General features: G+C 71.9%; 25 protein-coding genes and 1 pseudogene. 7 read left to right on the plus strand and 19 right to left on the minus strand.

Annotated elements, in window-relative coordinates; translation table 11 throughout:
• The first annotated feature begins 311 nt into the window (after positions 1 to 311).
• Positions 312 to 1580 (plus strand): MFS transporter, encoded by a 1269-nt coding sequence (locus tag ACZ3KJ_RS24660; protein ID WP_467530091.1) that lies wholly within the window; start codon positions 312 to 314, stop codon positions 1578 to 1580.
• 117 nt (positions 1581 to 1697) lie between these two features.
• Here the strand turns inward: ACZ3KJ_RS24660 and ACZ3KJ_RS24665 are convergent, their stop codons facing one another.
• Together ACZ3KJ_RS24665 and ACZ3KJ_RS24670 are read right to left on the minus strand one after the other, a co-directional pair.
• A complete protein-coding gene (locus ACZ3KJ_RS24665) occupies positions 1698 to 2138 on the minus strand; it encodes a nucleoside deaminase (RefSeq protein ID WP_467530093.1) in 441 nt (146 codons plus the stop codon).
• A pseudogene (locus ACZ3KJ_RS24670) lies at positions 2135 to 2413 on the minus strand (LLM class F420-dependent oxidoreductase); the annotation flags it as partial. The pseudogene ACZ3KJ_RS24670 and the gene ACZ3KJ_RS24665, both read right to left, overlap by 4 nt.
• A gap of 229 nt (positions 2414 to 2642) precedes the next feature.
• Between ACZ3KJ_RS24670 and ACZ3KJ_RS24675 the strand changes: the two are divergent.
• Complete coding sequence (locus ACZ3KJ_RS24675) at positions 2643 to 3089, plus strand: Lrp/AsnC family transcriptional regulator (protein WP_467530095.1); 447 nt, start codon at positions 2643 to 2645, stop codon at positions 3087 to 3089.
• A 43-nt stretch (positions 3090 to 3132) separates the two neighbouring features.
• Here ACZ3KJ_RS24675 and ACZ3KJ_RS24680 read toward each other — a convergent pair whose 3' ends face one another.
• From ACZ3KJ_RS24680 to ACZ3KJ_RS24715, 8 genes are all read right to left on the minus strand, one after another.
• Positions 3133 to 3648: an AMP-binding protein gene (locus ACZ3KJ_RS24680; RefSeq protein ID WP_467530097.1), complete on the minus strand. Its 516-nt coding sequence runs from the start codon at positions 3646 to 3648 to the stop codon at positions 3133 to 3135.
• Between the two features lie 74 nt (positions 3649 to 3722).
• On the minus strand, positions 3723 to 4214 hold the full coding sequence (locus ACZ3KJ_RS24685; protein WP_467530099.1) for a condensation domain-containing protein: 492 nt from the start codon (positions 4212 to 4214) through the stop codon (positions 3723 to 3725).
• Positions 4215 to 4226: 12 nt separating this feature from the next.
• Positions 4227 to 5375 carry an MFS transporter gene (locus ACZ3KJ_RS24690; protein ID WP_467530100.1) on the minus strand — a complete coding sequence of 383 codons (1149 nt, stop codon included), beginning with the start codon at positions 5373 to 5375 and terminating at the stop codon, positions 4227 to 4229.
• Between the two features lie 163 nt (positions 5376 to 5538).
• Positions 5539 to 5937, minus strand: a complete 399-nt coding sequence (locus ACZ3KJ_RS24695) for an alpha-aminoadipate/glutamate carrier protein LysW (protein WP_467530101.1) — start codon at positions 5935 to 5937, stop codon at positions 5539 to 5541.
• Positions 5938 to 6732: 795 nt separating this feature from the next.
• Positions 6733 to 7926 carry an MBL fold metallo-hydrolase gene (locus ACZ3KJ_RS24700; RefSeq protein ID WP_467530103.1) on the minus strand — a complete coding sequence of 398 codons (1194 nt, stop codon included), beginning with the start codon at positions 7924 to 7926 and terminating at the stop codon, positions 6733 to 6735.
• A gap of 128 nt (positions 7927 to 8054) precedes the next feature.
• A complete protein-coding gene (locus ACZ3KJ_RS24705) occupies positions 8055 to 8438 on the minus strand; it encodes a hypothetical protein (protein WP_467530105.1) in 384 nt (127 codons plus the stop codon).
• A 909-nt stretch (positions 8439 to 9347) separates the two neighbouring features.
• Positions 9348 to 10526, minus strand: coding sequence for a Cmx/CmrA family chloramphenicol efflux MFS transporter (locus tag ACZ3KJ_RS24710; RefSeq protein ID WP_467530107.1), 1179 nt, complete (start codon positions 10524 to 10526; stop codon positions 9348 to 9350).
• A 264-nt stretch (positions 10527 to 10790) separates the two neighbouring features.
• Entirely contained in the window at positions 10791 to 11462 is a 672-nt protein-coding gene (locus ACZ3KJ_RS24715) for a TetR/AcrR family transcriptional regulator (protein ID WP_467530109.1), read from the minus strand.
• A 57-nt stretch (positions 11463 to 11519) separates the two neighbouring features.
• On the opposite strand from ACZ3KJ_RS24715, the gene ACZ3KJ_RS24720 reads away from it, so the two are divergent.
• Positions 11520 to 12968 carry an MFS transporter gene (locus tag ACZ3KJ_RS24720; protein WP_467530110.1) on the plus strand — a complete coding sequence of 483 codons (1449 nt, stop codon included), beginning with the start codon at positions 11520 to 11522 and terminating at the stop codon, positions 12966 to 12968.
• The gene (locus tag ACZ3KJ_RS24725; protein WP_467530112.1) at positions 12965 to 13360 is read left to right on the plus strand and encodes a cupin domain-containing protein; all 396 of its coding nucleotides are present in this window, start codon (positions 12965 to 12967) and stop codon (positions 13358 to 13360) included. The genes ACZ3KJ_RS24720 and ACZ3KJ_RS24725 overlap by 4 nt, the downstream gene beginning before the upstream one ends.
• 415 nt (positions 13361 to 13775) lie before the next feature.
• Here ACZ3KJ_RS24725 and fxlM read toward each other — a convergent pair whose 3' ends face one another.
• The 3 genes from fxlM to ACZ3KJ_RS24740 all read right to left on the minus strand — a co-directional run bounded on the left by fxlM (position 13776) and on the right by ACZ3KJ_RS24740 (position 17620).
• Positions 13776 to 16148, minus strand: a complete 2373-nt coding sequence (gene fxlM / locus ACZ3KJ_RS24730) for a methyltransferase, FxLD system (protein ID WP_467530114.1) — start codon at positions 16146 to 16148, stop codon at positions 13776 to 13778.
• The gene (locus ACZ3KJ_RS24735) at positions 16145 to 16972 is read right to left on the minus strand and encodes a phosphotransferase (RefSeq protein WP_467530116.1); all 828 of its coding nucleotides are present in this window, start codon (positions 16970 to 16972) and stop codon (positions 16145 to 16147) included. The genes fxlM and ACZ3KJ_RS24735 overlap by 4 nt, the downstream gene beginning before the upstream one ends.
• A gap of 435 nt (positions 16973 to 17407) precedes the next feature.
• Complete coding sequence (locus ACZ3KJ_RS24740) at positions 17408 to 17620, minus strand: hypothetical protein (protein ID WP_467530118.1); 213 nt, start codon at positions 17618 to 17620, stop codon at positions 17408 to 17410.
• 379 nt (positions 17621 to 17999) lie between these two features.
• On the opposite strand from ACZ3KJ_RS24740, the gene ACZ3KJ_RS24745 reads away from it, so the two are divergent.
• Entirely contained in the window at positions 18000 to 19064 is a 1065-nt protein-coding gene (locus tag ACZ3KJ_RS24745; protein ID WP_467530119.1) for a rhamnogalacturonan acetylesterase, read from the plus strand.
• A gap of 155 nt (positions 19065 to 19219) precedes the next feature.
• A complete protein-coding gene (locus ACZ3KJ_RS24750) occupies positions 19220 to 20035 on the plus strand; it encodes a class I SAM-dependent methyltransferase (RefSeq protein ID WP_467530301.1) in 816 nt (271 codons plus the stop codon).
• Positions 20036 to 20076: 41 nt separating this feature from the next.
• Here ACZ3KJ_RS24750 and ACZ3KJ_RS24755 read toward each other — a convergent pair whose 3' ends face one another.
• Complete coding sequence (locus ACZ3KJ_RS24755) at positions 20077 to 20832, minus strand: SDR family NAD(P)-dependent oxidoreductase (RefSeq protein ID WP_467530120.1); 756 nt, start codon at positions 20830 to 20832, stop codon at positions 20077 to 20079.
• Positions 20833 to 20960: 128 nt separating this feature from the next.
• On the opposite strand from ACZ3KJ_RS24755, the gene ACZ3KJ_RS24760 reads away from it, so the two are divergent.
• Positions 20961 to 21395, plus strand: coding sequence for an Rrf2 family transcriptional regulator (locus ACZ3KJ_RS24760; protein ID WP_467530122.1), 435 nt, complete (start codon positions 20961 to 20963; stop codon positions 21393 to 21395).
• A 200-nt stretch (positions 21396 to 21595) separates the two neighbouring features.
• Here the strand turns inward: ACZ3KJ_RS24760 and ACZ3KJ_RS24765 are convergent, their stop codons facing one another.
• The 5 genes from ACZ3KJ_RS24765 to ACZ3KJ_RS24785 all read right to left on the minus strand — a co-directional run bounded on the left by ACZ3KJ_RS24765 (position 21596) and on the right by ACZ3KJ_RS24785 (position 26510).
• On the minus strand, positions 21596 to 22120 hold the full coding sequence (locus tag ACZ3KJ_RS24765; protein ID WP_467530123.1) for a nuclear transport factor 2 family protein: 525 nt from the start codon (positions 22118 to 22120) through the stop codon (positions 21596 to 21598).
• A gap of 125 nt (positions 22121 to 22245) precedes the next feature.
• Positions 22246 to 23208, minus strand: coding sequence for a ricin-type beta-trefoil lectin domain protein (locus ACZ3KJ_RS24770; RefSeq protein WP_467530124.1), 963 nt, complete (start codon positions 23206 to 23208; stop codon positions 22246 to 22248).
• Positions 23209 to 23723: 515 nt separating this feature from the next.
• Complete coding sequence (locus ACZ3KJ_RS24775; RefSeq protein ID WP_467530125.1) at positions 23724 to 24701, minus strand: SDR family NAD(P)-dependent oxidoreductase; 978 nt, start codon at positions 24699 to 24701, stop codon at positions 23724 to 23726.
• Between the two features lie 436 nt (positions 24702 to 25137).
• On the minus strand, positions 25138 to 25998 hold the full coding sequence (locus ACZ3KJ_RS24780) for an alpha/beta fold hydrolase (RefSeq protein ID WP_467530127.1): 861 nt from the start codon (positions 25996 to 25998) through the stop codon (positions 25138 to 25140).
• Between the two features lie 41 nt (positions 25999 to 26039).
• On the minus strand, positions 26040 to 26510 hold the full coding sequence (locus ACZ3KJ_RS24785) for a hypothetical protein (protein ID WP_467530129.1): 471 nt from the start codon (positions 26508 to 26510) through the stop codon (positions 26040 to 26042).
• Between the last annotated feature and the right edge of the window lie 131 nt (positions 26511 to 26641).

Below are 26641 nucleotides of genomic sequence, written 5' to 3' on the forward strand. Positions count from 1 at the left end.
CCCGGCATCCGCCGGCCGCCGCCGCGCAGGCGAGGCGATGCCGGCGGGTCGGGCCAGGCAGCGGCGGACCGGGTTCCTGGACCGTCGAGTCGATCGGCCCTCCCCCGTTCGTTTCCGCGCGCCGTTCCTCTAGGCTCCAGGAGGTCATCAACCACCGCATGACATCTGCCCGGTGACGGAGCCGGCGTGGGGTGCGCGTCCCCGCTCCACGTCACCACTGGACGGCTTTCAGGCGCAGCCACGGGTCGGCACATCCGGACGCCGACGACCCCGTGTGGCCGCGTCCCGCCGGGCGGCGAAAGGGATGCGTCGTGCCTTCGGCTTCGGCGAACTACCGTACTCTGCTGCGCACTTCGGGTGCGGCGGCCTTCTTCCTGCCCTCCGCCGTCGGGCGGCTGGGCATCGCCATGACGGGGATCGGTATCGTCTGGCTGGTGCACGCACGCACCGGGTCGTATGCCGCCGCGGGACTCGTCACCGGCGGATTCGCCGTCGCGGACGCCGTCGCCGGGCCCCAAATCGGGCGCCTTGCCGACCGGTTCGGGCAGGCGTGGGTCCTTGCCTGCGCGCTGGGCGCACATGCCGGGGCCGTGGCGCTGCTGCTCGCCGGCGCCGTTCCGGACCTCGTCGCCGGAGCGCTCGTCGGGGCGACGCTGCCCCAGCTCAGCGCCCTGTCCGCCGCTCGCTGGTCCGCCCTGCTCTCCGGCGACCAGGCCGCCGCGCTGCCCACCGCCTTCGCCCTGGAGGCCCTCACCAACGGCGTGTCCTACCTGGTCGGCCCGGCCCTGGTGAGCGTTCTCGGCGCGGCGGGCCGCCCGGGCGCCGGGGTGCTGCTCGCCGCCGTGCTCGTCGTCGGCGGCGGGCTCGCCCTCGCCGCCCAGCGCCGCACCATGCCGCCCCTCACCGGCCACGCCGAGCGCCGGCACGCCGGACGCGCCCTGCTCCGCTCCGCGTTTCTGCGGCAGGTCGCGCTCGGTCTCGCGCTCGGGGTGTTCTTCGGCGCGATGCAGGTGTCCGTCACCGCGTACGCCGTCGGCCGCGGCACGCCGGACGCGGCAGCGCTGCTCCATCTCGCCTTCAACTGCACCGGTCTTGTGAGCGGGTGGGCCTATGGAGTATGGCGCCACGGCGGCTCACCCCGGCGACGCCAGGCCGCAGCTGCCGCCTGCCTCACCCTCGCGAGCCTCCCGCTGACTCTCCTCGACGCGCCCCTCGCGGTCGGCGTCACCCTTGCCGTGGCCGGACTCGTCGTGCCGGTCCTGCTGATCCTCTCCTCCGTCCTCATGGAGTCGGCGGTCCCGCGCGCTGTCCTCACCCAGGCGTTCACCTGGGGCAACTCCGCCGGCGCGGCAGGCCTGGCGGGCGCCGCGGCGGTCGCGGGGCGGGTGGTGGACGCGAGCGGCGCGCACGGCGGATTCGGCGTGGCGGCGGGGGCCGCGGCGGTGATGGCGGTCCTGGCGCTCAGCGGGCGGCGGGACGCATCACCGGGCGCGCCGAAGTCGTCCGTACCCACGGACGCCACGGTGCCGAACCAGCCGCCCACACAGCAGGATTCGTCCACGAACCGCGAGGCACCCTGAACTCCGTGCCCCGTGACGGGCGCCCCGCCACTGCCGTACGCGTAGCACCTGCCGAGCGAACCGTCCGGCAACTGCATGGCCACCACCGGCCCGTGCCTCGACACACCGAGGTCAGCGTCATCGGTTCGGCCGGTAGTAGGCGTCGATGGGGGCGCGCGCCTCCTCGAACAGGGCCGGACCGTCCTGCGGCACCGTCGGCCAGTCGCCCGACGGCGGGTTGAGTTCCACGAGTTGTGCGGTGGAGAGCGCGTAGACGACCCGGCCGATGCCGGAGCGGACGATGCCGCCGGCGCACATGGTGCAGGGCTGGCAGCTGGTGTACAGGGTGGTGCGGGCGGCCGCGGCCGGGTCGAGTTCGCGGGCCGCCCAGCGGGCGAGCTTCAGTTCCGGATGGGCGGCGATGTCGTCGTCGCGCCGTACCGTGTTGTGGGCTTCGGCGAGGATCGCGCCGTCCGGGTCGGCCAGCAGGGAGCCGTACGGTGCGTCCCCGGAGGCGACCGCGCGGGCGGCGATGCCGATGGCGCGCCGCAGGAGGGTTTCGTCGGCCATGGTGATCACGATGGGGTCCTCCGGTGTGTGGCCACGGCGGCGAGCGCCTGCCGGGCCGCGTGGGGCCGACGGGTCTCCTCCGGATCTCCGTGGCAGGGGTCGAGTACGACGGTGTCCGTGCCGGGCAGACGGAGCTGGTCGACATCGTCGAGGATCTGCTCGATGGTGCCGACACCGGCGGTCCGCTCGCGGTCGTCGACCGGTGTGCCGGTCACCCGCAGGGCGATCCGGGGCGCGAACGCCGGCAGCGAGTGGTGCGCCAGGACCGACCGCATCAGGGGGAGGGGGTGTCCTGGCCGGCCGGCCTCACCACGAGGTTGCGGCCGGGCACGGCGGTGCTCGTCCTGCCCTGCCGGCACCCGCCGCTGGTGGCTCGGCGGTTCCGGGCCCCAAGTCCGGTACGTCTACGCCGAGTCGCATGGGTCGAAGCTATCCCGGTGATCAGCAGATGCGGAACCGCATCTTCCCGGCGATGACGGCCACCCTCCGTGGTTCTGCCGGTAGAGTCGCGATGTGGCCGTGAATCTTGACGACATCGACTGGGCGATCATCGAGCAGCTGCAACGGGAGGCTCGCCTCTCCCTCAGCGAGTTGGGGCGGCGCGTGAACCTCAGCTCGTCGGCCACCACGGAACGGGTCCGGAATCTGGAGTCGTCGGGAGTCATCACCGGCTACCACGCCGCGGTCGACCTGGCCAAGATCGGTTATCCCGTGCTCGCCGTCGTCCGCCTCAAGTACCCCGGCAACCGCCACCAGCCGCTGCGTCGGCTGCTCGCCGAGCGGCGGGAGATCCTGGAGTGCCTGCGCACCACCGGCGACGACTGCTACACGCTGAAGGTGGCCGCATCCTCCATGGAGCGTCTGGAGACGCTCGTGGACGAACTGGCCGGCTTCGGCAGCACGACCACGAGCGTCGTCTACAGCCAGACGCTGCCCTACCGCGCACCCGACCGGCCCTGACGGCCTTCGACGGGCTCGTCGACGAAAAGTGCCGAACGGCGACTCATCCGCCGGCGGACGTGCGCACCGGCCATGACCGCGCGGCACCGGTCAGTGCTGCCTGAGCGGACCGCTGCACGCCGAAGCGGTCCAGCTTGCCCGAGTCGTTGTAGGGGAGGCCCGGCAGGAGCAGGTACTTGTCAGGGCACATGACCGCGGGAAGCAGCCGCAGGGTCCGCGACTTCTTGCAGGCGTCCAGGACGAACTTGAAGTAGGAGGTGACCAGGGACACCACCGTCACCTCCGCCGACGTGACCAGCTCGACGAATTCCACCGGGTCGGCGATCACGTCCGACGGCACCAGACAGGCGGTCGCTCCCGTCGCCAGGGCGCCCCCGAGCTCCCAGATGGAGGCGTCGAAGCTCAGGGAGTGGACGACGCTCCAGCGGTCGCTGCCGGACAGGTCGAAGAGGGGCAGCGTGTCGCTCAGAAAGGCCAGCACGTTGTCGTGGGTGATGACGCACCCCTTGGGGCGTCCGGTCGAGCCTGACGTGTAGGCGACGTAGGCGCCCCGGACCATCCTTGCCCTTCCGTGAGAAACGGCCGCAGAGCACTGCCGCCGCGGTGGGTCGGTCGCCCCGGGGCGCGGACGGATCAGCCGGCCGTGCCGACGGTGATCGCCATGTGGGACATCGCCATGACGACGTGGGCCGGAGCGCCCTCCCGGGTCACGACTCCGACGCGTACGGGCGGTTCACGGGTGAAACCGAAGCGGTGCCCTGTCAGGGCGCGCACCGGGGGCCCGGCCGGCGCGGCGGACGAGGGGTCCGGCTCGCCGGCCGCTTCCCGTAGCTCCACCGGCAGCGTTCCGGATCTCACCAGGATCTGACGCGGGCTCCCGTCGCTCGCCACCGCGTACCGCGTCCGCATGGACTCATGGGTCTCGATGAGCCGGGCCAGTGCCTCGCGGACTTCCTCGATGTCCACGCCGTCCGGGACCGGGACGACGACGTCGAGGTTCAGGTGCTCGTCCCGGGGCGCCAGGCGCATGATGATGTCCCAGATGAAGCGTTGCCCCCAGGTGAGCTGTGCCTCCCCGTCGCGGTGGCCGTGGAAGACGATCGAGAGATCACCGTGCACTGGCATGGAGCCGGCCCTTCATGTCGCGTCCTCGGGGTTGCACGGCACCGCCTCGGCTCGGCGGTCGCGGCCCGCGCGGGGTCTCAGCTGCGACAGCGCGGTGCCGAGGCCCAGCACTCCTCCGGCCAGCGTCACGGCGTAGCCCGCGTGACCGTTCTGCCAGTCCGCCGCGTGACCGGCGAGGACCTGTCCGGCGGCGTTCCCGGTGATCAACGCGGAGCTGGCCCAGCCGAGGGACGTGGTGAGGAGTCCCGGCGAACTCCGTTTCTCCACGAGCGTCATGGCCAGGATGATCGTCGGCGCGACCGCCAGTCCGGCGGTGAGACCGAAGACGAGCCGCAGCGCCGGGACCTCGGCGAACAGCAGGGGCACCACCGTGACGGAGAGCACGGCGAGGGAGACGTCGAGCAGGCGCTCCGCCGTGTACGTCTCCTTGAGGGAGCCGATCACCCCGCCGCCGACGGTCGAACCGATGGCGTATGCGGCGAGCGTCCACCCAGCCCACTGCTGCTGCCCGGCATCGAGCGCCACAGCGACCGTGGCCACGTCGAAGGACCCCAGGTGCACACCTACGAACAGGAGCAGCAGCAGGACGGCCCAGATGTTCGGCGGGAGGAAGCCGCTGCCGCGGGTTCTGCCGGCTTCCGCTGCCGACACGGCCGGTTCGGTCCCTCGTTGCACCGCCAGCAGCCAGGCACTCGCCGTCGCCGTCAGCGCCGCGATCAGCAAGGTCGCCGCCGGGAACAGGAAAGCCGCCAGGAACGTCGCCAGCGGTGCGCCCATCGCGATGACGACGGCGTCGATCATCGACTCCATGGCGAAGGCGGTCCGCAGCAGGGGACTGCCGTGGTGGAGCGCCGACCAGCGTGCGCGGACCATCGCCGACACCATGGGGTTGGTGGCGCCCGCCAGCAGACTGAAGCAGACGGATGCCCACAGGGGGGCGTCGGACATCACCGTCGCGATCAGGCCCAGGGCGACGCACAAGTACGCGGTTCCCAGGACGAGCAGCACGCCGTGCTGTCCACGGCGGTCGGCCGTGCCGGATATCCGGGGCGCGCATATCGCCCCGGCGAGGAAGAAGGCGCCGGTCAGTACCGTCGCGTCGACCAGGGAGCCGCCGTATCCGTTCACCATCAGGATGATCCCCAGCGGGGTCATCGACATGTCGAACCGGTACAGCACACCCGTGGCGACGAATGTCTTCGCGCCGCGCCGGCGCAGGACTGTCGCATATGGGCTCTCTGCGTGCTGCACATCGCTGGCGGGCCCAGCCGTTCTCTCGGGCAAGGCGGCTCCTCGGTGGTCGGGACGTGTGGCGACGGCGCTGCTACTCGCCCCAGTCCTCCTCCACTTCCGGAGCGAGGGCCACGAGCAGCGGTTCGACGCCGACCACTTCCAGTTCGCTGCGGCACTCGCCGCATTCGATGATTTCGTTGACCACGAGGTCGTCTTCGTGCTGGATGACGCCTTCGCACGCCGGACAGACGATTTTCAGGGAGTTCGATCCGGTCATCGTTTCCGCTGCCATGGTTTCTGTCGCCTCACTTCTCTGTGTCGTCCTGCGCTCGTACAGCCGCTGGTAGTACGGGAGGTGGAACCGGAGGTATTCGGCGAGCAAGGGGTGATTATCGACCGTGTGCTCGTAGCGCGTGGCCAGATCGGTGAAACCCGTGGTACGGCCGGTGTGTTCGTGCCAGCGGCTGGTGCGTTGCCAATCCGGCGGCATCCGGCGGCATCCGGGGGTTCCAGGTGACGGCTTCCGGCACGAAGGGCAGGCCGACCGCGTCGCAGTACGCGCGCACCGTGGCCGCCGGGGCCGTGACGAGGTCGGCCGAATCGATCACCACGGGGTCGCTACCGGTTGCCGTGTGCACCGCATCGCAGATTTCCGCCAGCCGGGCGAATCCGTCCGTCGGTCTGCACCGCCGCCTCGATGGCACGGTTGAGGCCGTCCAGCCAGTCCGCGTCGCGATCGGCGCCAGAACCCGCAACCGGCCCGCTGGCGGCAGTACTTGGGATCTCCAGGTAATCGGTCTCGTGCGGTGCAGGGTGCGTGATCGAGCGGGCCGCTTCGCGTGCGGCTGGTGCGGAGCGGCTTCCGCCAGGGTTGGGTGGCGACGGACTGCCCGTCGGCGTCCGCGGGATGAGCAGGGCGTGCAGGTCGGCGTCCGCGGGACGAGCAGGGCCGAGGCCCCCGGCCTGCTGGGGCGGCCGGCCGAGGTTCCGGACCCTCGCGACCCTCGCGGGGGTGCGCCACCGCCTGGGCCGCTGGAACGGTCGGCGAGGCCGGCTCGCCCTCGGCGATCCCACCGTGATGCCCGGCTGACCGTTCACGGCAGGCGGCTGCCGGTCGCACGAAGACCTCCGGTGCGGTGCAGTCCTGGACAGCCCCACCACACCGGAGGTCCTCGCCGTGATCAAGACCCGTGAGCGCCGACAACGCTCGGGATCAGCACGCCTGGTCGCTCGTCGTCGCCGCAGAGGTGCGCGGCCGGGATGTGACGAGCACTCACGTCGGCGGTCAGAGGGTGATGACGTCCAGATCCGACGGGGCGATGATCGAACCCCGGTAGCCGATCGCGTCGGCAGCCGTCCGCGCTTTCGCGGAGAACACGGCAGGGGCCTGCGGAAGCGGCGTGTAGTGGCAGAGGACGAGCCGTCGCGCGCCCGCGGCTTTCGCCACCTGCGGGAGGTCCGATACATCGGAGTGCGCCTGGAGCATGTGGGTGCGCAGGTCCTCCGCCTGGGCTTCCGGGAGCGAGGCGGTGATCCGGTCGATGAGCGAACTGTCCATCACCTCGTGCACGAGGACGTCGCAGTCGTGCGCGAGCCGGATGAGGTTGGCGTCGGGGGCGGCGGTGTCACCGGAGAAGACGACCACCTTGCCGCTCGCCTTGACGGTGAAGCGGTAGGCGTAGGCGTCCTTCACCTCAGGGCCGTGGAAGACGCGGGTCGCGTCCACTACGACGTTGTCGTCCTCCATGACCCGGACGATCGCCGAGGAGCCCGGCACCTTCACCTCGTGCGCACGCAGGCTGGGATAGTCGGCGAAGCCGCCGGCGGCTTCGTAGAGCCGCACGTCCTGACCGAACGTGGTCGTGAGTCCGGTGAGCTTCTGCTTGACGCCCGGCGGCCCCCAGAGGGTGAGTCCGCCGAGGGCGCTGCGCGCGTAGGTCCAGCCGTGCAGGACCAGGTCGGGGAGGCCGGACGTGTGGTCGACGTGGTGGTGGGTGAGGAACACGTTCTCGAGGTGCGCGAATCCCAGGCCCGATGCGACCAGTTGGCGGGCCGTGTCGAGTCCGCAGTCCACGAGGTAGACGCTGCCGCCGGCGACCAGGGCCAGGGCGGGTTTCGCGTGTCCGACGTTGACGACGGGCCCGCCGTCGACGCCCAGCATGACGATCCGGTCGGCGCCGGAGTCAGCGGCTGCCGCCGTGTCCGCCGCGGCGGGCGACGCCGACCACAGGCCAGACGCCGTCAGCCCGCCGGCCACGACCAGTCCCGTCTGTACGACCCGGCGCCGGGACACCGGTGACGCATCGGCTCCCGCCTCCGTGCCGTCGGGTGACGGTCCGGGCGGTGCGGAGCGGAGGGACGGGTCAGTACACATGTCGGCTGCTCTTTCCGTACGGCCGTCGTCGACGGCGGGGACGATGCGGGGGCGGGTGCGGTCGGTCGCGGGCCGTGGGGGTTCACGGCCGGCTGCCGCGGCCATGGTGGGGGCGTCACGGTCGTGGTGACGAGAGAAGGGGCAGGGAGCAGGCGGGCGGGCTGCCGTCGGGCACGGCGGGAATCCCCGGCCGAAGGGGGGGGGCGACTCTGCCGGTCGCGGAGATCACTGCTTCAACGGGTGGGGGCTTCTGGCGGCGCCGTGAGGGGCTGCCCGCCGGGACGAAGGACGTTGGCGGCGCCGCCGCTGTCGTGCGGGCTCGTTCTGCGCTGGTACGCCAGGAGGCCGAGGAACCCGGCGAGGAAGCCGCTGATCAGCCCGGAGACGGCGTGATGGGCTGCGTTGGCCGCCGGGCCGTCGGGCATTCCGACGACGATGTAGTTGGCCAGTGCGCTCATGACCGCGCCGATGACGCCTCCGATCAAGCCACTGGTCAGCGCGGTGGACGTCGGCCCTGCCCGGTGCCCGGAATCCACGTGGGTGGCGCCGGTGCGGGACGCGGGTTCGGAGCAGGGTGGCTCGAGGGCGGAGGAGGACGTGTCGTCGGACGGGATCATCGTTGATTCCTTGGGTGTGCGGGTGTTTCTCGAGGCCGCGCCGCCGTCGCCCGCAGTCGCGGACCGCCGAAGCGACCGGACCAGGGCGGCACGGCGGCCGAAAGGCGCAACGGCCGGCTCCCGGTGGGGGCGGCCGCCTGCGGGCGGTGAGGCTGATGCCGAACCCGGGCAGACGACCGTCGCGAGCGACGCGACGGTGGGTGGCGGTGTGGCGGCGTGGTGGCGTGGCGGTGTCGGTACGGCGGCGGCAGGGGGTGGTGCGGCGGCGGGCAGGGGGTGGTGCGCCGGACGTGCTCCCGGCCCCTTCGGCGGGCCCGGAATGTCAGTAAGCCTGACATGGCTTTCGGTACCTCGACAAGACGCGCGGCGAACAAAGTCGTGGCGTCCGCCGCACGTGAACCAACCGGCCCGGAACCAACCGGCCCGGCCCGGGCCCGCCACCCGGATCCAAGAACCGTCACTCGGCACCCCGGTACGGCGTGGGCGAAGTCCTCGCCACGGCGCCGATGAGGGCCGGCCTCCGCTGGAACTGCGGGCCCTCGGCGCCGTGCTCGGCGACCGGACCCGCCACCGGCGCCGGCGTTCTCCGCCCGCTGGGTGGAACCGGCCCGTTCGGAGTCGCGGCCATGGGCGTGCCATCCGCCGCCGTCGGCGATGCGTCCGGCCTTCTTCGTGTCCAGGTGGACGATGTGGCCCGGGCGGCGGGTCACGGTGCGTCCCGGCGGGCGCCGGTCGGCGGACTCGTCGGGTTCGAGGGACCGGCGGTGGTTGACGCCCGAACGCGCCGGCCCCGGTCCACGGCGCGTTCGCCGGCCTGCACGCCCCGGCCCGCGAGTCGGAGCGCGCGGGTGCGGCGGCGCTGGACGGGCCTTCGGCGGCCCTCGATGCGCAAGGGGGCGTTCGCGCCCGTCACCGGAGCACCTCGCTGCTCGGGCCGGCCGCGATCACGGTGCGGAGGGGGAAGGCGACGAGCAGCGCGACCGCGACGAGGAGTCCGCTCACCCAGAGCGGCCCGAGGTCCCCGGCTGTGGTGCTGAGGGTGGTCGCGGCGATGAGCGGTCCGGCGGCGGCGCCGGTGCTGAGTGCCCCGGTCGCGTAGGAGCCGGCCATGGTGGGAGCTCCTGCCGCCTCGTGGAGGATCCGGGTGATCAAGGTGCTGCCCAGCGCGAAGGACAGCGCACCCTGGACGAACACGAGGGCGAGCAGAGCGGCCGGCCGGTCGGCCAGCACGGCCAGGGCGGGCCAGCCGACGAGCACCAGCGGACCGCCGACCGCGAGGACCGGGCCGGGGCGCTGGTCGGACAGCCGTCCGGCGACGGTGACGCCGACGAAGGAGCCGGCACCGAAGAGCACCAGCACGACGGAGATCCACAGCTCCCCCAGCCCGGCGGTGCCGGTCACGACGGGGGCGAGGAAGGTGAAGCCGGCGAAGGTTGCCGCGTTCACCAGCGCGCCGAGCAGCATGACCGAGAGCAACCGCACCCTTCTGAGCTGCGCGAGCTCCGCTCGCAAGGCCGGTGCGCCGGTCGCGTCCGTGTGTCCGCGGCGCGCTGGGAGTCCGGTGAGGACGCCGATGGCTGCGGGCAGGCAGAGCGTGGCGACGGCCCAGAACGCGGCCCGCCAGCCCAGCATGGCGCCGAGCACCGATCCCCCGGGGACTCCGGCGACCGTGGCCACCGTGGTGCCTGACAGCAGCAGGGCGAGCGCGCGTCCCGTCCTGTCCGCGGGCACCAGTGTGGCGGCGGTGGTCAGAGCGACCGCGAGGAACCCGGCGTTCGCGAGCGCTGCGATCACCCGGGACGTGAACAGCACCCAGAAGTGCGAGGTGGCGGCGCCCACGGCGTGGGCCGCCAGGAAGGTGAGGACGAATCCGAAGAGGCTGGAGCGTGCCGGCCAGTTGCGGGCAAGTGCTGCCATGAGCGGGGCACCGACGGTCATACCGATCGCGAAGGCCGAGGTGAGCGTGGCTGCCGTCCCGACGGTGACGTCGAGGTCCGAGGCGATGTCCGGCAGGAGGCCGGCGAGCATGAATTCCGAGGTGCCCATGGCGAAGACCGCCAGGGCCAGCAGGTACAGCGGGAAAGGCATCGAGTGGCTCCGGGGTGAGGAGAAGCACGAGAGGGTCATCTCGTCACCGCGGTCAGCATCCGAGGGCGCACCCGCCCGGCCGCGGAACGCGACGGGACGGCAGGACTGTGGACTCAGTGGCTCAGGGGGCTGACGGCGTGACCGAAAGCCCCCACCCTGTCCGACTCAGGACTCGACACGGCCCGCACGCTACCCGACCGATGCCCGCCGAAGCACCTTCGTTCCGGCGTCGGCCTGGGCCACCGACGTCATGAGCCGCAGCGGCTAGCGGTTGGCGAGGAGGCCATCCACCAGAGCTCGGAGTCCTTCCAGGTAGGTGTCCTCACCGGTGAGCGGCACCCAGCGGTCCGCGACCTGCGCCAATCGGGGCAGCTCATCGGGGTCGAGATCGCCGAAGACCTGTTCCCGGTAGGTCGCCCGGTCATCGGCTGCCCGCCGCCGGGCCGCCGCGGCCCGGACCACGATCTCTCCGGCGGTGTAGTACCAGATCGCGCGATAACCGTGCACGGCCCGCTCGGGGGGCAGTCCGCACACGACCAGGCCGTCGATGATCTGCTCGACGAACCAGAGCGCGGAGGTGGACATCAGGTCGTCGGCGGTCAGCACCTCGACGATCCAGGGACAGGCGGCGAGCGCCTCGTGGATCGCGGCGGCGGCGACGACGACCCGCTCGCGAGGGTGGTCGGGCAGTTCAGGCCGGCGCAGCGCCCGCGCGGCGTAGTCGTCCAGCAGCAGGACGAGCAGTTCTTCCTTGTTGCGGACGTGGTGGTAGAGCGCCATCGGCGTACTGCCGATCGCCGCGGCCAGCCGCCGCATGGTCAGCCGGTCCACGCCTTCCTCGGTCACGATCCGGCGGGCTGTCCCGATGACCTCCTCGCGCGAGATCCGGGGAGGTCGCCCGAGGGCTTTTCTGCGCGGTGCGGACGGTTGCGGCATGCCCGTCATCATCCCCCAGGTATCGACATCGACGATCCGTCAGGCTACTTTCCTTACATGTATAAAAACTTATGGGGGCGACCCCGGTCGGTGCTGGCGGCAGCAGCCGTCGCCCAGTTCGTCTTCGCGCTGGACATGTCGGTGGTCAACGTCGCGTTGCCCGCGATCCGCACCGCGTTGGGATTCGCGCCGCTCGACCTGTCGTGGATCGTGCACGTCTACGCGCTCACCTTCGGCGGACTCCTGTTACTGGGGGGCCGCGCTTGTGACCTGTACGGTCACCGTCGACTGTTCGTGGTGGGCCTGGCCGTCTTCGGGCTGTGCTCGCTGGCGGGCGGGCTGGCCCGGACGCCCTGGCACCTGATCGCCGCCCGGGCCGGCCAGGGGCTGGGTGCCGCAGCGGCCGCCCCGGCCGCACTGGGGATGCTCACCACCGCCTTCCCCGAGGGCCCTCGGCGGGTCCGGGCACTCGGGGTGTGGAGCGCGGTGAACGCCGCAGGGGGAGCGCTGGGGGTACTGGCAGGCGGTCTGTTGGCCGAGTACGCGGGGTGGCGCTGGGTGATGCTGGTCAACCTGCCCATCGTGGCGGCGGCACTAGCGCTGGTTCCGGCGGGCGTGCCCGCCGCGGCACGGCCCGGCCGGCGCGGGAGGCTGGACGTACTCGGCGCCGTCCTGGCGACCGGCGGAGTCGGGCTGCTGGTGTTCGGCGTGGTCCGCACCGACATCCGGGGATGGGGGTCCCCGGGCACCGTGGCGACGCTCGCCGCCGCGGCCGCGCTCCTGACCGCCTTCGTCCTCGCCGAGTCCAGGGCCCCCGCGCCGCTGCTGCGCCTCGGCCTGCTGCGCAGCCGCTGGGTGGCCGGCGCCAACGTGCTGGTGTTCCTTGCCGCGGCCGGGCAGTTCGCGGCGTTCTACCTCGTGTCCCTGTACATGCAACAGGTCCTGGGCATGGGCGCCGCGGCGACCGGCGCCGCGTTCCTGCCGTTCTCCGTGAGTCTGGTCGCGGGCACCGTCATCGCGACCCGCGTCACCGCGGCACGCACCCCCCGGGCTGCTCTGCTGCCCGGCGCTGTACTGGCTGCGGTGGGCCTGGCCTGGTTCGCCTTCATCAGCCCCGGCGGCGGCTTCTTCACCGACGTGCTCGGCCCCTGCCTCATCTCCGGCGTCGGTGTCGGACTGGTCCTGGCCCCGGTCGCCGCCGCCGCGACCACCGGGGTCGCCTGCCGCGAGGCCGGCATGGCCTCCGGGCTGTTCAACAGCTCCCGCCAACTGGGCGGCTGCGTCGGTCTGGCCGCCCTGGCCACCATCGCCGCACACCGCACCGGCACGGCCACCGACCCCGCCGCGCTCAACAACGGCTACGCCCTGGGGCTGGCCGTCACCGCCGGCCTCTTCGTGGTCGCGGCAGTCGTGGCGATCGGCGTGCTGCCCCGGCGCCCGGCCGCCGCTCCTGACCCGCGACCCGCCGCCCCCGCGAGGAACCGACTGGAAGGAACGCCGTCATGACGACGACCCCCATCGACCTGTTCGCCTGCGCGCTGCGACTCCGCCCCGACGGCGAGGTCCGGCCCGCCGAACGGCAGATGACGAGCAGCGACTCCGGCGCCTGGCAGATCGCGACGTTCCACGTGGAGACCGACGCCGACGTCCACGCCGACCACTGGGAGATGCACCCGGAGGCCGAAGAGGCGGTGTGCTGCCTGACCGGCGGCGTCCGCCTCCACTTCCGCCCCACCACGCCCGGCGGCGCCGAGGACATGGTGCAGTTGCGGGCAGGCACCGCCGTGATCGTCCCCCGCGGCCGCTGGCACCGCCTGGAGCTGAACGCCCCCAGCGACCTGATGTCGATCACCCTTCGCCACGGCACCCGACTCGAAAAGCGCACCGGCGCCCACTGACCGGAAGGTGGCCCGACGGACTTGCTGCCGGGCCACCACAAGTCCCGCCCAGTCCTGACAGAGTTCCAACGGTGCGCCGTTCGACAGCCCTCGCCGACTGCGCGGGCGCGCTCGGAAGACGGCACGGCTGGCCACCGTCCCCGGGCAGCCGGTCGGAGAGCGTCGGGCGGACCCACCGTGCCCGGCAGAGCCACCGGTACCGCACCCCGGCGAATCTCGCCGAAGCCGCCGCTCCGGCGAACTCGCACCGAGGGCCGGCCGGGCGGCCGACGCCCTCGTCCAAGGGCGCGCGTCGACGAGGCGTACGGCACCGCCGGGCGCTGAGCCGGGGTTGCGTGCGCGCGCCGCATCCGTTCCGTGTCGTCGTGTTCCTTAGACGCGGTGAACACCGTCTCGCGTAGTGCCGGTTCCACCGTCACGCCCCCTCCGTCACGACGCCGGCCCCGGGGCGCTCAACCGAGCGGGGCAGCAGCGCGTCACGCCCCGGCCACCGGAACACCAGGCGGCAGTGCTCCTTGTCCAGGACGTCCCCGGCGGGCAGCAGATCGTCGGGCGTGCCGGCCGGGTGGACCGTCAGGGCGGGGTCGGCGTGTTCGCCGTTGTCGTCGGCGCGCACGTGGCGGTCCCAGGACCGGACCGTGCCCGCCAGCTGCTCGGCGAGCTGTGGGCCCTGCTTCCCGAAGGCGTGGACGACCCACTCCCACTCCTTGTCCTCCGGGCGTTCGCCGTCCTGGGTCTGGACGTGGATCAAGCAGGCGAGCGAAGCGTCGCCGACGACCGCGGGTGCGTCACGGTCCTTCGCGATGCCGGTCACACCCTCCTTCGGGTCCTGGTGGGCGGCCAGCCGGCAGAAGGCGGGCAGGGTGGTCGCCGCGTACAGCTGGAGGGAGCCGAAGAAGACGCCCGCCCCCATGACCACACCGGTGGCGACCTCGTGCCGCGGCCCGCGCAACGCCTCCTCCAGGCCTGCCGTCGGGGCGGCGGCACCGTCGTCGAAGCGGAGCGTCAGGCCGCCGTCGAGAAGGGAGACGACCGGGGTGGTGCGGGCCTGCTGCCCCCGGTCGCGGACGAAGCCGCAGTAGGTGAAGTGGCGGGCGTGCAGCACCTGGCCGCGCCGCTCGAAGGCGATCGCCCGGGTGTAGCCGCCGATCTCCAGCGGAAGGACGAGACGTCCGCCCTCGGCCAGCTGCTCCCGCCAGGCCGGGGCGATGTCCCAGCAGCTGTAGGTGATCACGCTGCCGTCGAAGCCGCCGCGGGGCACGAGGTGAGCGGGTGCGCCGAGGGCCGCGTCGGCTTCCACGACGGCGACGCGTCCGCTGCCGGCCTCCGTGGTGAACCGGCGGGTGCGGCGCACGACCCACGGGTCGATGTCGACGGTGACCACGCGCCCGTCGGGTCCGGCGACGTGGGCGATCAGCTCGGCGTTGTAGCCGCCCGATCCCGCCTCGAGCACGATCGCACCCGGCTTCAGGCACAGGTTCTCGATCATGTCGGCCTGGAGCCACGCCGAGGACACCGAGCTGATCGCCGCTCCGGTCTCGTCGCGCCGGGTGACCACGGCCCGGTCGCCGCCGTCGTACGCGGCCGAGAGGTTCGCTTCCGGGGCGAAGCGGTGGCGCGGCACGGTCCGCAGCGCGTCGCGGACCGGCTCGGACGGGGCCCAGCCGCCGTCGATCACCGTCTCGGCCATCGCCTGACGCAACCGGACCGCCTCGGCCGGCTCACCCGGCACCATCGGCTGCTCGACGGCGATGGGGTAGGAGACCACGGGCGGCAGGTCGGGAATGACTCCGGGCCACACGGCATCCAGCGCCTGCGCGGCCGGGACGAACACGGCGCCGACGCAGGCAAGAGCGTGCGGGTCGAAAAACTCCCAGCGGTCGAACAGTTCCGGTTCCCGGTTGTCCGGGGTTCCCGTCCACGCGGTGATACGGACGACCGCCGTGAGCCGCGCAATGCCGTGACGGTCGTCGGCCAGCACCGTCACCACGTGCGCATCCGCCGGATCGGCGACCAGGCCAGTCTCCTCGGCGAGTTCGCGCACCGCCGCCGCGGCGAACTCCTCCGCTGCGGTGATCTTGCCACCAGGCAGCTCGAGCATGCCGTGCCGGGACCGGCCGAGCAGGACCCGCCCGGCTTCGTCGGTGACGACGGCGAGGGCTCCGGTCAGGGCGTGCCCGGTGGTCGGCCTCTTCTCGACGGCCCGGGTGCCGGTGTGGCAGGGCCCGCGCAGGACCAGGAAGGCCAGACCGTCCGCGTCCAGCCGCTCCGCCGTCTCCCATCCGGCGGCGACCAGGGCGATCTCGTCCTCGTCCAGGGCGATGCCGCGCCGCTCCGCAGGCGTGTGCTCCGCAACCGGCGTGATGACGACGAGAGCGCCGCCGTCCCGCAGCCGCTCACCCAGCCCGTGGATGACGCGACCACGGTCCTGCACGAACGGGTACATCAGCCGCAGCACGACCAGGTCGTACCCCTTCTCGTGCAGCGGGGCCGGGTCATCGCGCTCGATGTCCAGCCGCAGCCAGCGCACGCCCTCGACGTCGGCGTGCTCCGCGCGGGCCCGGGCGATCGCACTGGCGGCGAAGTCGACGGCGTCCACGGTGTATCCGAGGGCGGCGAGACAGACGGACATCTCCCCGGTCCCGCAGCCCACGTCGAGCGCCCGCCCGCCGCCGTCGGGGGCAGGGGCGTGCTCGGCGAGCAGATCCCGCTCGCGCTCACCGACCCGCCGGAACCCCTTGCCGTCGCTGTAGTGCTGCTCCCACCGATCGCGGGCGATGTACGTCACCGTGCTGCTCCTCGTGTAGCGGGGTGATGGCCAGGGCGTTGTGCGGCGCGGAGCCGGGCCGGGGTGCGCCGGCCGCGCTCCACCAGCCCGGGATCGCCGTGGGCGGCGCCGTAGGAGACACCGGAGACGGCGTCCAGGGCGGAGAGGACCGTGAGCTGGGCCTCTTCCTCCGCGGTGAAGGGGCGGCCGTAGCCGTCCATCACGGTCTCCAGAAGGTCCGGACGGCCGTGCCAGGCATCGGACAGCCGCACGAAGTCCCGTACCGCCGGCCCTTCCTCCGACCTCTCGAAATCGATCACGGGCAGGGCGTCGGCGGCTGCGTCCCATCGCAGATTGCGGAGCTGGAAGTCGCCGTGCGTGGGCACCGCCTCCCGGACGGGCAGGTCGGCGGCCCTGTCGGCTGTGGCGCGGACGAACTCCTCGTCCCCGGGAGCGAGATGGGGCCGGGCTCCGCCCAGGTGCCGCCCCAGCTTGCCCAGAGGCACGGTGCCGGCGGCGGCCTGACGGGGTGGGGAGCTGTGGCGGATGGCAGCTGCGAGCCGCCCGATGCGGTGGAAGATCCGGCGCTGCTGCTCGGGCGGGTGGACGGCACCGTGCAGGGACCGGCCCCCCCACCGCGGTTGAGCACCACGGCCGGCAGCCCCGCATCGGCGGCCACCAGCCTGGGCGCGGCCGCGCCCTGTGCCAGGCAGCGTCGTGCGGGCGGTCACGTCGACAGGGCCGTCCAGAGCTGTGAGCAGCCCGGCCAGGGCGTCACGCTCGTCAGGGCGGCGGCCGAGGTATGCCTCGACGGTCCTGCGGATCGCGGAAGAGCTGGGTGGCATGAGCGTCGTCTCGCCTTCGACGTGAGGGGGCGGTTCTGTGGGTCGGGCCGGGGAACTCGCACCGGTGGGTCAGCCCGCCGCCTCCTGATCGGGCGGTTGGGTGCCGCGGGAGCGGCCGCGGCCTTGGGCAGGTTCTCGGTTCCGCATCGCTGCCTGGTTCGATCTACGTCAATGCGTTCCCCTCCGTGGACATGATGGCGGTGTCGGTGTGTTCGGTGTCGGTGTGTTCAACGACACCGCCGCGATGTCGAACGCCCGCTCTTTCGGACGGGTTGAGCACCCCGGGATTGAGCGGTTCTCCGAAGGTGCTCAGTGCACCGACCCTTGGCGCGCAAGAGCACACGCTCGCTGGCTGATTGGCCGAAACGCCGACGCTCAAGCGCTGTGGCTGTGCGTGATCAGAGACGCCTGTCTATGGGCTCCAGGTCCGCCGGGTTACGGCCTGGTGGCGATGATCGCCTCGGTGCGGATCACCTCGTCGAAGCGCCCGGACGACGGGGAGGTGAGGAGCGCCGCGACCAGGTCCTGCTCGAAGTCGTCCTTCCTGCCGTCGCGCTGGGCGGGGCTGGAGCAGGAGAGGCAGAGCGTGACGGGCTCCCGGCCGGTGGTGGTCACGGTGTAGGTCTCCCGCAGGACGGCCCCGACCACGGCCCGAAGCACCGTCAGCCGCCCCCGGACAGGGGGACATCCTGTGAAGTGAACCAATCTGGAGACTATGAAGCATCCAAGCCCCGTGTCAATGGTTCGGCGATCACCCAGAACGCGGTCTCGGCGCGCGCAAGTTGCTGGTGAACGAGGTACTGGTCGACTGCGCTGCTCTCCTCTCGCCTACAGCAATCTGATTTATTCTGATCCGATGTGAGCGAACATGTTGACGGTGTGAAGACCGTGCACCACAGTGCAGTTGCGCGGATCGCCGTATGCGTCCGTGCGGCGGGCGCCGCAGGAGCCCACGAGACGCCTCCCCGCTCCCGCACGCGGCGCCACCGTCTTTTCTGACGCACCAGTACGGGAAGGGACCTCCGTCATGCGTTCATCTCACCAGTCCTCCGCGCGGACCGGGAGCGTCGCGCTGCTGACCGCGCTCACCGCCCTGTCGGCCGTGCCGGCCGCGCCCGCCCACGCCCATGGAGGGCATGGCGGGACCGCACTGCCCGCGGCCTGCTCCGGTACCGCGCCGATCGTGTGCCACTTCGATGTACCGCCCGGGAACTACGACGTGACAGCCCTGCTCGGTGGAGAGGGGGCGGGCAGCACCGACGTGACCGCGGAGCAGAACCGGGCCGTCCTCGCGGAGACGGCCACCGAGGACGGCCGCCCCGTCCGGCGCAGCTTCACCGTCAACGTCCGTGCGGCGGAGGGCGAACCGACCGGTGAGGTCGGCAGCGAGGGCCTCGACCTGCGCTTCGGTGGATCGGCACCGCTGCTGTCGGGGCTGCGCGTCACACCGGCCCGGCACACCCGACAGATCCTGATCGCCGGTGACTCCACGGTCTGTGATCAGCCTGCCGCCCCCTACTTCGGCTGGGGCCAGGAGCTGCCGCAGATGCTGCGCCGGGGTGCCGTGGTGGCCAACTACGCGGACTCCGGCGAGAGCACGGTCTCCTTCCTGGACAACCCCCTGCTCTTCGACCAGCTCGCATCGAAGATCCGGCGCGGTGACCTGGTCCTCATCCAGCTCGCCCACAACGACAAGACGACCACCGCGGAGGAGTACCGGGCCAACCTGGCCGAGATGGCGCAGCGGGTTCGCGCGCACGGCGGTGAACCCGTCTTCGTCACCCCGATGGTGCGGCGCCGTTTCAACCGCGACGGCACGCTCAACTCGGTGGCCCTGCACGTGATGGCGGCGAACCTGCCGGTGGAGATGCGTGCGGTCGCGGCCGAGCTGGAGGTGCCTCTGGTCGACCTCACACAGATGTCGAAGGACCTCGTCGAGAGCCTCGGCGTGGAGGGGTCCAAGGCCCTCTACCTGACCGACGTGAACGGTGACAACACTCACCTGTCCGCCTACGGGGCGACCACCTACGCGGACCTGGTGCTCGGCTCGCTGCGCGACCAGGGCCTGGTCCCCGAGCGGTTGGTGCGCTGACCGCCGCACGCACGCCGGCCGGGCTCCTCCCTTGGCATGGATATGCCTACTTCGAGCCGGCCCGGCCCGGCCTCGGACACGCCTGCTGAGTTCTGGAATCGATCATCTAGGCTGGCGCGGTGACGGATGAGCAGGAGCGGGTGCGGCCGTCGGGCGTGTGGGCCACCGCGGTGGGGGTGGCCAGGGTGCGGGCGCTGGAGACCCAGCGGGAGAACGCGCTGTTCCGCGACCCGCTGGCACAGGCCTTCGCCACCGCCGGCGGCCTGTGGCCCTCCTCGCCGTCGCTGCCCGGTGACGAGGCCGCGCGACGCCGCCGGATGGCCGTGGCGTTCTCCATCGTCATCAGGACGAAGTTCCTCGACGACCTGTTGCGGCAGGCCTCCGCGTCCGGCATCCGGCAGGTCGTGCTGCTCGGCGCCGGCATGGACAGCCGGGCCTTCCGGATGAACTGGCCCGAGGGCACCCGGCTGTTCGAGGTCGACACCGCCGCGCCACTGGAGTTCAAGGCTTCGGTGCTGCGCCAGGAGCGGGCCGTCGCACGCTGTGAGCGGATCACCGTCGCGGTGGATCTGCGTGAGGACTGGCCGGGCGCGCTGGCCGCCGCAGGACACGACCCGGCCATGCCGACCGTATGGATCGCCGAAGGGCTGCTGATCTATCTGCCCGAGGACGCGGTGGAGTTGCTGCTGGCCCGGATCGGCACGCAGTCGGCGGCAGGCAGTCGGATGGGGCTGACGTTGGCCTCGCGCGGCGTGATCGAGCGCTTCGGCGCGGACGCCGCGCCGGGATCGGCGGCGTCCATGTGGGTCTCGGAGATGCCCGACGACCCGGTGGACTGGCTGGCCGGGCACGGCTGGGAGGCCGACAGCCACACCCTGCGCGAGCGCGCTGCCGCCTACGGCCGCCCGCTCAGCACCCCGTCGCGGCGCGAGGAGCGGCCCGGCGGACTGATCTCGGCGGTCCGCCGGTAGAGCGCCGGATGTCCTTCGGGGCGTGCGGCAGGGGTTCCGGTTCAGGCGTTGTAGCCACCGTGGGCGTCCAGCACCGCGCCGGTGACGTACGACGCGGCGGGGCTCGCCAGAAAGGCGATCGCCGCGGCGATTTCTCCGGGGTGGCCCATGCGTTGCAGGGACAGCGAGCCGACCAGGGCCTTGAGGGTCTCGGGGTCCGGCCCTTCCATGCCGCCCTCCATCAGTCCGGCCTCCACGACGTTGGCCGTGATGTCCCGGGGTCCGAGGTCCCGCGCGACCCCCATGGTGTACCTCTCGATCCCTGACTTGGTCGCCGAGTAGTCCGCGAGGCCCGGGGCACCGACCCGGGAGCCCAGTCCGGAACTCACCGTGATGATGCGGCCGCCCGCGCGCAGCACTCGGGAGGCGGCCCGGATGACGGCGATCACGCCGAGGTAGTTGGTGGCGTGCATCCGGTCCAGTGCGGCGGTGTCGGCGTCCGGGTCGTCCACCGTGCGGCCCTGCTCCACCGAGATCGCCGCGTTGTTGACGAGGATGTCCAGGCCGCCGAAGTGCGCGACCACCTCGTCGATCAGCTCCGGCGCCCGACTCGTGTCCGCCTGGTCGGACTTGAAGGCGACGGCCATCCCTCCCTTGCCGCGCACCTCGTCGACGACAGCCTGCGCCTGCTTCTCGGAGTTGACATAGGTGAAGGCGATGTCGGCGCCCTGCTCGGCCAGCAGCCGCACGGTCGCGGCTCCCAGCCCGCGCGACCCTCCGGTGACCAGCGCGACCTTGCCCGTGAGTGGCTTGCTCATTCTTCCCACCTCGTTGATTGACCCATACCGTCAGTCGCAACACTAATTGTTACGACAGTCTGTTGCAACCATAAGCGTTACGACTGTGCTGTCGTAACATGGAGCGTTGCGGTCGGGAGGAGGGGTGCATGAGCGCCAACAGCAGGTTGACCATTGCCGCCCACGCGCTGGCCTGGATCGGTCTCTACCAGCGCCAGGGCCATGAGGTCGCCACCTCCGAGCAGATCGCGGCCAGCGCGAACACCAACCCCGTGGTGATCAGGCGGCTGCTCGGCGAGCTGCGCAGGGCCGGGCTCGTGGAGTCCCGGCGGGGCGTGGGCGCGGGCTGGTCGCTGGCGCGCGAGCTGGAGTCGATGACCCTGCTCGACGTGTACGAGGCAGTGGAACCCGGCCCGCTGTTCGCGATGCACCGCACCACCCCGGACCAGGGATGCGTGGTGGGCTACGGCATCCAGCCGGCGATGCAGGGCATCTACGACGGCATCGAGGAGACCCTGAGACGCGAACTGGCCCGCGTCACGCTGGCGAACGTACTCCGGGACGTACTGGCGGCACCTCGCTAGCCTTCCCGTTACGCGCTGACATCACCGAGATCCCCATCCGTGCACAGGCCGGGGAACAGCCGGGCAATCAGTGTGTCCGGCGGATCATCGGATGCCTTCCTGCGGCGCCCGGGTACCGATGGGGCCGACGACGAACAGCACGTCCCTCTGTGACCAGGGCACTTCGACAAGACCAAGTCACGAGCTCGTAGGACGCGGTCTCATACTGCAAAGGTCTTCGGCGTGACCGGAGCCGGAGTGGGAGCGGGTGCGGGTGCGGAAGGGCCCGGAGCGGGTGCCGGACGGTCCTGGACGCGCAGATGGCGGCTGACGTCGCCCACCAGATGGATACGGACCCGTCGCTCCGTGAACCGCCAGCGTCCGTCCCGGCGCTCGAAGCGGTCGTTGTAACGCCCCGCGGCCACCGGCTGCAACGGGAAGCCCGGCAGGGCCTGGAACACCGTGACGTAGGACCGGGCGGCGGCGACTCCCGCCTCCTCGTCGACATCGACGGCGATGTTGGTCGTGACGTGGTGGGTGCGCGGAGTGCCGTCCTCATGGAGGATCACGCTGTCCCGGAGCATCTTCTCCACTCCCGCGTCCCGCCCCTGGACCGGTACGCCGCTGCCGATGAACACGGCGTCGGCGAACAGTTCACCCGCACCGGCGAAGTCTCCGGTGTCGACCAGTTCCGCGTACTCGGCGATCAGGTTGGTTATGGCAGCTGTGTCCGCAGTCGTGCTCACGATGCCGAGAGTACCTGTCGAGTGGCCACCGGCAGGGGGATTCCGGTCGCCGCCCTCCGGAGGGCGGCGACGGCCGACCCCGACCGGGCCGTCCGGCGCCTCGTGTACCGGGGCGCCGCCGGGTCTCAGGCGCTGGACCACTTCTGGTTGCTGCCGCCGGAGCAGGACCACAGCTGGAGCCGGGTGCCGTTGGCCGTACCGTTGTCCCGTACGTCCGTGCACTTGTCCGCGAGAGCACTGACCAGGTCATTGCGGATGTTCAAGGTGAACAGCTGCGCCGGACTCCCGTCGCAGGCCGCCAGTTCCAGGTCCGTCCCGTCCGCGGTCGAGGCGCCGGCGAGCTGCACGCACATACCGAGCGTGCGCATGGTTCCGTCCGACGCGAACGTCCAGCGCTGCGAGGCGGATTGAGAGCAGTCCCAGATCATCAGCCGCGCGCCCTGCGCGGCCTTGCCGCCCACGACGTCGATGCAGCGCCGCGACGCGTGGCTGACCACGTTCACCCCCGGCGCGGCGGCCGGAGAGGTCGTCCTCGTCCGGGGCTCGTCCTGCGCCGAGGCGGTGGCGTGTTCGCCCGGAGACGCGGAGTCCTCGCTCGACGCACTGCTCCCCGGCGGGGCCGACGTGGGCTCGGCGGAGCCGTCGGGCTCCTTGCCGACCCCGGTGCCGGACGCGCTCACGGAAGGCGCCGGCACGCCGCCGAGCCCGTCGACGACGTCTGTGCCGTGCCCGTTCGAGCCCGCGCCCACCGACGTCCTGTCACGCTCCGGGCTCTGATCACGGTCGGCCAGGCCCAGGGCCAGCAGGACACCGCCCGCCGACAGCAGCCCCACGATGCCCACCACGGCCAGGGCACCCCGGAACCCCTCGCGCCGGGCCTTGCCACCGGTGTCCGGGGCCGCCGGCTTGAGCGGTACGACGATGTCCGCGGCGGTGCGCCCGTCCGCCTCGCCGCGACGTGCGAAGCCGCCGGGCCGGTCCGCGGCGGATCCGTCCGCCGGGGCGTCGGCCGCCGAGGACGACGCCGTGGGGAAGCGGCCGGTACTCCTCCGCGACCCGAGCGAGGAGAACTGGGTGAGCCGGGGCACAGAGGTGCCTTCCCCGGCCGTATCGGGCGCCCGGTCACCGCTCGCCGACGCGGCCGGCGCGGCCGGCGCGGTAGGTGACGCGGGCTGGGCGTCCTCGGCCGCGGGGCCGTCCGGGGCGGGTACGGCATCGGAGCCGACGCGTCTGGTGCTGCCCGGCACTCTCTTGGGGAGATCTCGTGCCGACCGGGGCGTGTGTGGAGGCTTCATGTGATCCTTTCGAGCGGAGCGCGGGGCATGGGACACGGGCGCGGCCGTCTTGCGTTCGGTCTCCGGCCGGCCTCGGGGGCGGTCGGGCCTTCCCCCGCATGCAGCGGTTCTGTCGCTGTTCCGGTGCACCCCTACGGTGTGTGACATGTGACTCATACCGGCCCGCGAGTGACGACTCAAACCGGCGCATCGGGCGGCGCGGCCGAAGATGCCGGACGGGCCGCGTCCGTCCTGTTCCGGGGAGTCCGAGAGCGCATGAGCAGGAAGGTGTCGTCGTTGCCGGCGGGGCCGTTCCGGCAGAGCTGACCTCAGAGAGTGTCGGACGGGTGTCCGTGTGAGCCGAGGACGGTACCGGGGCCGACGCCGGTCAGGTCACAGCTCGCGTCCCACAACCGCGTCGCGACGCAGGTGTCGGCGAGGTGGTTCCACACCGGTTCACGTCGGGGCGCGCCGCGCAGGCCGAAGACGCGCGGGCCCCACAACTGGCCTCCCCGCACGGCCGGGTCGAGCACCGCCCGGACCGCGGGCCACGCGCCGGCATGCTTGCCCTGGACGAGGAGGGCAGCAGGTGCCGCGCTCAGCCGCGCGCCGGTCGTCTGCACATGGATCGGCGGCCGTGACGGGGTGAGGGAGTCCAGCGCGCCGCCGGGATGGACCACCACGCTCGCCACCGTGCTGCCGACAGCGCGCAGGCGGCGGTCGAGTTCGACACCGAAGTACATCTGCGCCAACTTGGAACGCCCGTAGGTGCGTTGGGGCTGGTAGTCCTTCCAGGACTGCAGGTCGTCCAGGTCGAGCCGCTCCGACTTCGCCGCGAAACTGCCCACGGTCACGACGCGGGCCGCCGGTGCGGCCGACAGCAGCGGCATCAGCCAGTGGGTCAACGCGAAGTGCCCAAGGTGGTTCGTGCCGAACATGAGTTCGTGGCCGTCCCCCGTCTCCGCGCGCGGCGGGTCGTCAAGCGCGACGCCGGCGTTGTGGACCACCGCGTCCAGGCGGTCCACCTCCAGTGATTCCGCCACTGTTCGCAGCGACGGGAGGTCGGCGAGGTCCAGCCGTACCGTCCGCACCCGCGCACCGGCGACACGCGCACGTATCGAAGCCGAGGCGACCTCGGCCTTCGTGGGGTTCCGGCTGCCGAGTACGACGGTCGCTCCGGTCGCCGACAACTGCTCCGCGACGAAGTACCCGATGCCGGCGTTGCCGCCGGTGACCAGGAAGACGCTGCCCTCGACACGCGGCAGCCGTTGGACGTTCCAGGGCGGGGTGGAGGATACGGACGGCATGGCGACGGGACTCCCTTGCTGCTGAAGACGGCTGCGGGCGGCTGCCGGGCAACTCGACGCCCACGGTTCCAGCGGCCACCGACACATCGCCGAGGGATCACCGACAGTCCCGCCGGACGGCCGATGCCCCACCGACACGGGGCCGGCGTCATCGCCGTCGACGGCACCGTCTCCTACGCCCTTGCGTAGCCGCCCGACACCGACGTCGACGAGATCGTCGTACGTTCCACCCGCCGGCGCTGAAACCACCGCACCGATCGGAGAACCCCATGACCACGCCCCCACCCCCTGGGACCTCACCGGACGGTCCCCCACGCGCGGGGAGTGGCCATGCGGCGGGGGCGCCCGGGCCGGGCCCGTTGTCCTGTCCGGGGGAGTGCGGACCGCCACAGGTGGTGATCTCGCACGGGCTCGAACGCCGCCGCCGGTCACCGTGTCAGGAGCGTCGGCCCTTCCTGTTCCAGAACTCGACGAGGGATGCAGCGGTCGCCTCGGGGCAGTGGATGCTGGGGGAGTGCCCGCCGGCGGGGACGGTGAGACGTTCGGCCTTCAGCTGTGCCGCCATGCCGTCCAGCTCTCGGACGGACCAGGAGTCGTCCGGTTCGCCCGCCAGAACGAGCTTGGGGATGTCGCATCTCGCCAGATCGGAGAGGGACGAGACGGGATCGAGCATCCATCGAGCAGCACAGGTGAGGCTCTGCGCAGCGGTGCGTGTCCAACGGTCATGCATCAGCTCCTCAGCGTCCTGACCTGCCTGGGCGGGACGCACGAAGGTCCAGATGTCGTCCTTCGGCATCGATGCCAGGGCGTCGATGAGGAGCTGAATCCGCTGACGATGACGGGCGGACGGCGTGGACGGACCGGAGTTGAGCAGAGTCAGAGTGGCCCAGGGCATGGCCGGTTCGACGTCGGCCCCGAGGAGCACCGCTTCCCGAGCTACGAATCCTCCGAACGAGTGGCCCACGAGGTGTACGGCACCGTCCCCCAGTGCCCGGGTCTGGGCGATGACATCAGCCGCCAGCTCGGCCGGAGCATAGGCCGACGAGGAGCTCGGGCCCTCCGTCTCGTACTGGCCCCGACCGTCGACAGCCACGGCGCGGTATCCGGCTGCGGCAAGCAGGGGCAACAGGGGGGCGAAGTCCTCCTTGCTGCCTGTCAGGCCCGGCAGCAGGAGCGCTGCCCCTTTGCAGGTGCCGTGTCGGGGGGCGGCTTCCAAGCAGGCGAAGCGCCCCCGGCTGGTGTGAAGGTCTGTGCGGTCGACGGCTTCGGGAAGCGCTGCCGTCAGAAGTTGGCTCATGGGAGGGGGAGTGTAGGGCGAGCGCTCTCCGCCGTCGGACGTCAACCCCCGACGCGCAGGTACCAACCGCCGAAGCGGCCCACGAGACCAGGGGCGCCGCGCACGCGCATCCGTCCTTCCTGCGCCAGGGTCTCCCACGTCAGAACCGCGTCGGTGCTGCCGTACCCCTGTGCCGCGAGTGCGTTGACGCGTTCCTCGATCTTGCGCAGGTGCCGGCCGATGCGCTGGATGGCCCGGTTGATGCCGCGAAGCCACAAGAGAGCCACGACAAGAACGAGGACGGCCACGTAGAAGGCGGGCGCGCCGAAGTTCAACTTGTCGGAGACGACCAGTAAAGCGGAGATGATGCCCGCGAAGCCGATCATCTGCATGCGTCCGGCGACACGGTGGATGATCTCCTCCCGCAGTGTGCGGTATTCCTCGAGGAGCAGTGCGATCTCCTGTGACGTCCCGCGCGGCTGGGCGTGACCTGGGGCGCCGCTTGCCTGAGACGGCAGGCCTGCTGATGTCATGAGTACCCCCGAAGCGCTACTGCGTGGTGTGCGTTCTGCACGATTCTGCCCCATCCGCCTTGTCGCATACGAGATGCGGCAAGGGCCGGCGCATGGGCATGCCCATGGGGAGGCCCATGGACAGGACGGGC

The sequence above is a fragment of the Streptomyces sp. NPDC003248 genome, from assembly GCF_055563235.1.

Excerpts from the sequence above, each read along its gene's own strand:
- ACZ3KJ_RS24760 (WP_467530122.1), top strand. The coding sequence starts at position 20,961 with ATGAGCGCCAACAGCAGGTTGACCATTGCCGCCCACGCGCTGGCCTGG.
- ACZ3KJ_RS24735 (WP_467530116.1), bottom strand. The coding sequence starts at position 16,972 with ATGCCACCCAGCTCTTCCGCGATCCGCAGGACCGTCGAGGCATACCTC.
- ACZ3KJ_RS24720 (WP_467530110.1), top strand. The coding sequence starts at position 11,520 with ATGTATAAAAACTTATGGGGGCGACCCCGGTCGGTGCTGGCGGCAGCA.
- ACZ3KJ_RS24680 (WP_467530097.1), bottom strand. The coding sequence starts at position 3,648 with ATGGTCCGGGGCGCCTACGTCGCCTACACGTCAGGCTCGACCGGACGC.
- ACZ3KJ_RS24715 (WP_467530109.1), bottom strand. The coding sequence starts at position 11,462 with ATGCCGCAACCGTCCGCACCGCGCAGAAAAGCCCTCGGGCGACCTCCC.
- ACZ3KJ_RS24775 (WP_467530125.1), bottom strand. The coding sequence starts at position 24,701 with ATGCCGTCCGTATCCTCCACCCCGCCCTGGAACGTCCAACGGCTGCCG.
- ACZ3KJ_RS24725 (WP_467530112.1), top strand. The coding sequence starts at position 12,965 with ATGACGACGACCCCCATCGACCTGTTCGCCTGCGCGCTGCGACTCCGC.
- ACZ3KJ_RS24780 (WP_467530127.1), bottom strand. The coding sequence starts at position 25,998 with ATGAGCCAACTTCTGACGGCAGCGCTTCCCGAAGCCGTCGACCGCACA.
- ACZ3KJ_RS24785 (WP_467530129.1), bottom strand. The coding sequence starts at position 26,510 with ATGACATCAGCAGGCCTGCCGTCTCAGGCAAGCGGCGCCCCAGGTCAC.
- ACZ3KJ_RS24685 (WP_467530099.1), bottom strand. The coding sequence starts at position 4,214 with ATGCCAGTGCACGGTGATCTCTCGATCGTCTTCCACGGCCACCGCGAC.
- ACZ3KJ_RS24755 (WP_467530120.1), bottom strand. The coding sequence starts at position 20,832 with ATGAGCAAGCCACTCACGGGCAAGGTCGCGCTGGTCACCGGAGGGTCG.
- ACZ3KJ_RS24700 (WP_467530103.1), bottom strand. The coding sequence starts at position 7,926 with ATGGCCGCGGCAGCCGGCCGTGAACCCCCACGGCCCGCGACCGACCGC.
- ACZ3KJ_RS24695 (WP_467530101.1), bottom strand. The coding sequence starts at position 5,937 with ATGCCGCCGGATTGGCAACGCACCAGCCGCTGGCACGAACACACCGGC.
- ACZ3KJ_RS24710 (WP_467530107.1), bottom strand. The coding sequence starts at position 10,526 with ATGCCTTTCCCGCTGTACCTGCTGGCCCTGGCGGTCTTCGCCATGGGC.
- ACZ3KJ_RS24690 (WP_467530100.1), bottom strand. The coding sequence starts at position 5,375 with ATGTCGATGACCCCGCTGGGGATCATCCTGATGGTGAACGGATACGGC.
- ACZ3KJ_RS24705 (WP_467530105.1), bottom strand. The coding sequence starts at position 8,438 with ATGATCCCGTCCGACGACACGTCCTCCTCCGCCCTCGAGCCACCCTGC.
- ACZ3KJ_RS24745 (WP_467530119.1), top strand. The coding sequence starts at position 18,000 with ATGCGTTCATCTCACCAGTCCTCCGCGCGGACCGGGAGCGTCGCGCTG.